The 6709-nt window shown below is 43.5% G+C and carries 7 protein-coding genes; 1 reads left to right on the top strand and 6 read right to left on the bottom strand.

What is annotated here, in order from left to right:
* The 6 genes from MUP17_03815 to MUP17_03790 all read right to left on the bottom strand — a co-directional run.
* Positions 1-356, bottom strand: a 356-nt coding sequence (locus tag MUP17_03815; protein ID MCJ7458101.1) for a hypothetical protein, incomplete at its 3' end; no start/stop codon positions are given.
* 631 nt (positions 357-987) lie between these two features.
* Positions 988-1422: a response regulator gene (locus MUP17_03810; protein MCJ7458100.1), complete on the bottom strand. Its 435-nt coding sequence runs from the start codon at positions 1420-1422 to the stop codon at positions 988-990.
* A gap of 14 nt (positions 1423-1436) precedes the next feature.
* Positions 1437-2237 carry an acyltransferase gene (locus MUP17_03805; protein MCJ7458099.1) on the bottom strand — a complete coding sequence of 267 codons (801 nt, stop codon included), beginning with the start codon at positions 2235-2237 and terminating at the stop codon, positions 1437-1439.
* A gap of 167 nt (positions 2238-2404) precedes the next feature.
* Positions 2405-3781, bottom strand: a complete 1377-nt coding sequence (locus MUP17_03800; protein ID MCJ7458098.1) for an MBL fold metallo-hydrolase — start codon at positions 3779-3781, stop codon at positions 2405-2407.
* Between the two features lie 300 nt (positions 3782-4081).
* Positions 4082-4912, bottom strand: coding sequence for an arsenite methyltransferase (locus tag MUP17_03795; protein ID MCJ7458097.1), 831 nt, complete (start codon positions 4910-4912; stop codon positions 4082-4084).
* Positions 4913-4973: 61 nt separating this feature from the next.
* Positions 4974-5204, bottom strand: a complete 231-nt coding sequence (locus MUP17_03790) for an AbrB/MazE/SpoVT family DNA-binding domain-containing protein (GenBank protein MCJ7458096.1) — start codon at positions 5202-5204, stop codon at positions 4974-4976.
* A 409-nt stretch (positions 5205-5613) separates the two neighbouring features.
* On the opposite strand from MUP17_03790, the gene rlmN reads away from it, so the two are divergent.
* Positions 5614-6672 (top strand): 23S rRNA (adenine(2503)-C(2))-methyltransferase RlmN, encoded by a 1059-nt coding sequence (gene rlmN, locus MUP17_03785; protein MCJ7458095.1) that lies wholly within the window; start codon positions 5614-5616, stop codon positions 6670-6672.
* Positions 6673-6709: the final 37 nt, after the last annotated feature.

Below are 6709 nucleotides of genomic sequence, written 5' to 3'. Positions count from 1 at the left end.
TTTTCCTGTTTAAGCCGCTGGAGAGAGATAATCGCCACCTTGCTTAAAGGGTCAGCTTCACCGAAGACAAAATTTAAAGAAGGAACGTAAAGATCTTCATCTATAACCCCTAAAACCTTTTCCCGTGGATTAGCTTTCAAAAGCTCTAATTTGTTGAGTATGACTGTGGAATAATACTGTCCCCTGTTTCGGTTATATGCCTCAGCCGGGATTCTTATCCCCTGCAGGATGTCCACTCCCGCGTTGAAAACCGAAACCAGCGCGGTAGCTAATTTATTTATCAGCCCGTAATCCACATCCCCCAAAGGGACGATAACGATCTTGCTTTTGGTGCTGACTGCTTTCTTTTCGATCATCTTCCTTTCCGCCTCACCGGCTTCTCCGTTCCTTCTGATTTATCATAAGCACAAACCCTTAATCTGTCAATACCTTTTTTGAGACTTTTTGGTAATTTTTTCAAAAAAAACCATATATAATACGAAAAAAATCAAAAAACGAATTAGTTATGCTCATTGTGGATGTTATCATCCACAAGATGAAAGCGAAGGGTGTGATAGCATAGCTCTTTGAGTTATAGTATTTCCCTCTCCTCTTAGGAGAGGGTTAGGTCATAAGAATAGAGACGCATTCGATGCGTCTCTACAAATCTCTGCGACCCTGAAAGGGTCGCGCTATGGGTTTCCCCAACCTTTCTTATATTCACAAGATAAAAATGGGCGAGGATAACAACATCCTTGCCGAGAGAAAGTGTTCCCTCTCCTCTTAGGAGAGGGCTTTGCCGTGAGCTGAGGTATGTAGCGCGAGGCTTTCAGCCTCGCAATGCGACCCTGAAAGGGTCGCGCTACGAATTTACCTCTCCTCTCAGGAGAAGACCAAGTCAACAAAAGACGCCACTAAAGTGGCTATGAACCATAATAATTCTGAATAAAAAAATCCCGCTTTTTGGCGGGATCCTTTTTTGGACCTTTCGTTCTTAAATCTATATCTTTATTTATTTATACTCAAAAGCACAATCCGCACTATCTCCAAAAGCCGTTCACAGTTAAACGGTTTTTTGATGAACATGTCCCCGCCTGCCTTGAAGCTTTTTCCTTCATCTGATCTGGCATCCTTGCCGGTGAGGAAGATTACCGGGATATTTTCTGTCTCCTTGTTTTTCTTCAGTTCTTCGCATACCTCATACCCGTCCATAAAAGGCATCATTATATCTAAAAGTATCAGGTCCGGCCTGAAGCTTTTAGCCCTTTCTATCCCCATTACGCTGGAATTCTCCACCAGAACCTGATACCCGGCATCCTTGAGAAACGTCTCGACTATCTCGGTGATCTCAGCCTCGTCATCTATTACCAGAATCTTGCCGCTTTTGGTCTTCTTCTCCAGCCTAGTTGAGCCAATCGGTGATGGGTTCTTTGTCAAATTCATACTCCCCCCTGATTTTACTTGGTTAAAAGCCTTTTATAAAACTCTGGCCTTCGATCATCAAAAATAAAGTTATTTTCAGTGAACTTTTTGTCTCTGGCTAAAAGAGGATCGATCTCCACATACCCGATTTCATCTCTATCCTGGCTTGCTCTCAGGAGAATATTCCCCCGTGTATCGGTTATCTGGCTTCTTCCGGTAAAGGAAAGTTTCCTGCCTCTTCTGCTTTCTTCACCGGTTCGGTTACAGGTTATGGTGAAAACCCTGTTCTCCAGACTTCTGATTCTCATTGCCTCCTGGGCGTAGGGTAGAATCAAATCCGAAGGGTGGCAGATTATCTCCGCACCCTTTAAGGCTAAGACCCTTGCCACTTCCGGGAAAAGCCAGTCAAAGCAGACCATCATCCCTATTTTCGCTTTTCCATCATCAAAAACCTCTGGCTCATTCTCACCCGGATCGAAAAGGAATTTCTCCTGATCGAACAGGTGGAGCTTGCGATAGATTCCCTTTACCCCTTCAGGCGTAAGCAGAACTGCGGAGTTGTAAATTTTATCCTTGTCTTTCTCCGCTATGCCGAATACCAGGCTCATCTTTCTCTGCCTGGAAAGCTCAAGTAAGAATCTGCTGGTTTCTCCTTCAGGAATCTTCTCTGCTAAGCTCTCCAGCTCTTCTTTATCTGCGAAAATATACCCGGTATTAAAAAGCTCAGGCAGAACCAGAAGGTTTGCTTCTTCTTTCTGGATAAGCTTTTCTACCCTTTCGAGATTTTCCTCTTTTTTGCCAAAGATCGGACAAAACTGCACAAACCCGATTTTCAAACCATCCTCCTTTTTATTTTCGACTTAATTTGTCAATATCTTTAGCCCTAAAATTTTCGCTCGGCGAGGATGTTATCATCCTCGCCAGCTTTTCTCTTGTGGATGATCACATCCATAAGGAGCATGGAATCTGCCAAACTTCATCCCATCTTTCAAGAGCTTTTGTGCTAAAGAGTTATCTCCTCACCCCTATCCGGTATTGTCACGTTTTGAATTCCCAGACCTTCGATCGATTTTTTTAAGGCTTGGCTTTCTTTTTCCTCACCGTGCACCAGAAAAATTCCTCTCAGATTTTTTTTCGCTTGCTCCACATACTGCAGAAGCTCATTTCTGTCCGCATGAGCTGAAAAGGAGTGAAGTACCTCAACCTCGGATTTAAGGCTGTATTCTTCACCGAATATTCTGACCTTAGGATATTTTTCCGCGATCTTTCTGCCCAAGGTATTTTCAGCCATGTAACCCACGACCAGGATGGTATTTTTTGGATCTTCGATATTATTTTTAAGGTGATGCAGTATCCTCCCGCCTTCGCACATCCCTGAGCCCGCGATTATCATACAGGGTTCCTGAAGATTATTCAATTTTTTTGAATCCTCTGATTCAGTTATGTAAGTGATCCGTTTTAGACCGAACGGGTCTTCCTCTTTTTCCAAAAGAGCTTTGGTTTCCTTGTCAAAACATTCGGGATGAAGCTTGAAAATTTCAGTTATGTTGACCGCCAGAGGGCTGTCCACATAGACCGGGAATTTTGGTATCCTGCCTTCTTTTTCCAGAAGGTACAGTAAATAGATTAGTTCCTGGGTTCTCTCTAAGGCGAATGCCGGGACCAGTATCTTCCCTCCCCTCTGATAGGCTTGATTTATTACCGAAGCTAATTTATCAGATGTGGTGCTGAAATCATCATGCAGGTGGTTCCCGTAGGTACTTTCGAGTATAAGATAATCTACATCTTTCACCTGGACTGGATCTCTTAATATGGGTAGATTTTTTCTGCCTAAGTCGACCGCATATAGCAGTCTGACCTTCCTCCCGTTTTCGAAGATTTCCATAAATGTGAGCGCAGAACCCAGCACATGCCCAGCATCGTGAAAAGTTACCCGGACATTTGAGGTCGCATAGAAGGATCTGTTATATCCTACCCCTTTAAAAAGCTCCAAGGACCTTTCAGCCTCTTCCACAGTATAAAGAGAAGTCACAGTTGGGAATGACCTTTTCTCATTCTTCTTATTCAGATATTCAGCATCTTTTTCCTGCAGGTGAGCTGAATCTTTGAGCATTGCCAGGCATAAATCTCTGGTGGCAAAGGTGGAGTAAATTGTATTCTGATATCCATTTTTTACCAGAGTGGGAATATTCCCGGAATGGTCCAGATGAGCATGCCCTAACACCACCCGTTCTATGCCCCCAGGCTCAAAAGGAAGATTCCTGTTTCTCTGGTTTGACTCCTCCCTTCTTCCCTGGAAAAGCCCGCAGTCGATCAAGATTTTCTTGCCATTCGACTCCAGTATGTGCATCGAGCCAGTAACCGACTTAGCTGCTCCCAAAAATGTTATCTTCGTTCTGACCTCCTTTTGTAGTTAGCTGATTTATCAGCTACTGTTTTATCTTGAAGTCAGCCGATTCATCGGCTTCTTCGCTAACATAACTTTAACTTCAGATTCTGTCAAACCCAAAATAACAGAAGCTTTTAGTCCCCACCTTGAGGACAAGGTGGGACTACCATTAGTGGAACACGCATCCCTGCCTGTTAGGTCAGACAGGAATGTTTGACCTAACATACCTGGTAGACCCAGGTTGTCCTCAACCTGGGTCAGGATATGGAGGTTTTCTGAAACCTCAGTCTTTTATTCAGGTTTTATCCCCTGAACTTTTATGCTGACAACCGACCGGGCAACATCTTTCAGCTTTTCCATAGGGATTTTCATCTCTTCGATTAACGCTTTTGCAGTCGAGTCACTAGCCATAAGCTCAATTGGAAAAGAGGTCTCATCGATTATTTTGACTTCCCTGAAACCTGCTGCTTTTATGGCATTCAGGTAATCATCTTTCATTATCGCCCCGGAAAGACAGCCAATATATGCCTCAACCGAGTTCTTAATGAAATCCGGAAGCTCTTTAAGCAAAACCAGGTCCGAAATCATCAGCCTGCCCCCGGGTTTTAAAACCCTGAAAGTCTCCCTGAAGACCCTTTTTTTGTCCGGCACCAGGTTGATCACGCAGTTTGAGATAACTGCATTTACGAAGTTGTCCGCTACTGGAAGATTTTCGATCTCTCCCAATCTGAACTCAACGTTTCCGTACTTGCCCTTCCTGGCGTTTTCCCTTGCTTTCTCGATCATCTCCGGGGTCATATCCACGCCGACCACTTTGCCGGTCTTGCCGACTTTGTTAGCCGCCAGGAAACAATCCAATCCTGGACCAGAGCCCAGGTCAAGCACGATCTCCCCTTGTTTCAGGGATGCCAGGGCAACCGGATTCCCGCACCCCAAGCCTAAGTTTGCGCCTTCTGGAACACCTTTAAGCTCCTCGTCAGTATAACCGATAGACTTGCTTATGCTCTCTGATGGATTATCTCCTCCGCAGCAAGATTTTACCGGAGAGCAGCAGGAGGCTTCCTTTTTAGCGATTTTTGCATACCCCTCTCTTACTGCCTTTTTAATCTTTTCCTGTTTCATTTTCTTTCTCCTTTCTTTTTATTGGTTATTCAAGTAGAATCCCCTTTTCGTGCCAGTCTTTCTATTTTTGAAGTATCTCCTTTGCCATGGGTCCGAGCAGACTTTTTACCATCTGGCCTAACTCTCCGGCACTAACCAGTGAGATACAGCAGATCTCACCGTCTTTTTTCCAGCTTATCACTGCAAATTTATCCCCGGGCTTGATCTTTGCCTTGTCCCTTATCTCCTTGGGAAGCACCATCTGCCCACGCTCATCCACGCTGATTAACGACTCAACCTGGCAGCAGCCCATTTTATCCACAGGCTCACAACATGCTTTGTTTTTACCTTTTTTCACCAATCTCCTCACCTCCTCAGTTTTAAATAATCAGCATACATTGATAATACTGATTAATCAGAATTATCTGAATATATATACGTAAGCGATCTCTGTTTGTCAACTATTTTTTTAATTTTTTGCATTTTTTTAGTAAGGACATAGTTGCTGGACATAAATCAAAAAGAGATTTTTCTTTGTTTTTGATAAGAATTGTCATATTTTTGAAATGACGGAGTGCCTGATAATTTATCCCGCCTTGAGGGCAAGGCGGGATTATTGTGTTACTTGTGGTCATTCTGAGTCCCCGAAGGGGACGAAGAATCTTTAGATCCTTCATCCTTCGGACTCAGGATGACAAGAAAATAACTTACGGTTTGCCCGTATGGGTTGGCTTCCAAATTTCCCAAATATGGAAAAACTCAATTTAAAAGGTCTCTGGATAGAAGAGTTAGAGAGCTTTCTGGACAAGCTGAGGGAGAAAAAGTACAAGGCTAAGCAGTTAGCCAAGTGGATTTATAACAAAAGGGTAACAGATTTTGAGCAGATGACTGACCTGTCTAAAGAACTCAGGCGGAAATTGTCAGAAGTCGCCTATATCGGAAAGCTTAAGCTGATAAGAAAACAGGTATCTAAGCTCGACCAGACGGAAAAATTCCTATTTGAGCTTTTTGATGGCAAAAGAATCGAAACGGTGCTGATGAGGGAAAAAAACCGGGTTACCGTCTGCATCTCCACCCAGGTTGGCTGTACTTTAAGCTGTATTTTCTGCGCCACTGGAAAATCAGGTTTTGAAAGAAATCTTTCTGCCGGCGAAATCGTTGACCAGATAATCGCTGTCAGGGCTTACCTGAACGAAGATGAAAAAATAACCAATGTGGTGATAATGGGCATGGGAGAGCCTTTATTAAATTATGAAAATACCGTTAAGGCAATCAGGATTATTCAATCAGAGATCGGTCTATCTATTTCCGCTAAAAGGATTACCGTTTCCACCTCCGGGATCATTCCAGGGATTCGCCAATTGGCTGATGAAGGGTTGAAGATAAAATTAGCCCTATCCTTGAATGCCCCGGATGATGAGCTGAGGAGAAAACTTATGCCCATTACCAAAAAATATCCTCTATCCGAAGTTTTAGAGGTTTTGAAATGTTATGCTAAAAAAAATGATACCCGCATAACCTTTGAATATGTTTTGATAAAAGACGTAAATGACTCTGAGGAACAGGCTTTGAAGCTGGCAAAGCTCATCCGAGGAATCCCCTGCAAGATAAACCTCATCCCTTATAATCCAATAAAAGAATACCCTTATAAAAAGCCGGATGAAGAGACTCTAATGAAGTTCCGGGATATTTTGTATCCCAGAGCTCCAGCCGTGACCTTGCGCAGAAGCAAAGGAGAAGACATCCAGGCCGCCTGCGGACAATTGAAAGCCAACATGTAGCTAAGCTGTAGGGGCACAGCATGCTGTGCCCCTAACT

It is taken from the genome of Candidatus Zixiibacteriota bacterium (assembly GCA_022865345.1).
GTDB lineage: Bacteria > Zixibacteria > MSB-5A5 > MSB-5A5 > RBG-16-43-9 > RBG-16-43-9.
The sequence above is the reverse complement of the archived record's forward strand: the minus strand, read 5'-3'. Positions and strand labels throughout refer to the sequence as shown.